Origin of the sequence: Halioglobus sp. HI00S01, from assembly GCF_001635445.1 — a bacterium.
GTDB lineage: Bacteria > Pseudomonadota > Gammaproteobacteria > Pseudomonadales > Halieaceae > Halioglobus > Halioglobus japonicus.
Map to the genome: position 1 here is coordinate 1 of NZ_LWEE01000319.1, position 259 is coordinate 259.

Annotated in this window: 1 pseudogene; it reads left to right on the forward strand. The window is 54.1% G+C overall.

From position 1 onward, the window contains the following. Positions 1 to 20 precede the first annotated feature (20 nt). Positions 21 to 259 (forward strand): annotated as a pseudogene (locus tag A3709_RS19705) (midcut-by-XrtH protein); the annotation flags it as partial.

Consider the following 259-nt stretch of genomic DNA (forward strand, 5'->3'; position numbering starts at 1 on the left):
GCTCGCAGGGTCGTAAATTATTGAGTGTAATGTTACTGGGGGTGGGTCTAACCCTGAGTGCACTGGGCAGCCTGAACATTCCCCAGGCATTGGCGAGTATGCTTGCGCTGGACAACCCTGAAGGCGGGGTAATTGATCTACCTGTCGGCCTGGTGGAAATCAGTAATACCTCAGGCGTAGCGCTGAAGCTGGGTTCCTTGAGCATTGATCCCAGCTGTACCTCCCAAGCCCCATCCACTACACAATGCGAGAATGACCT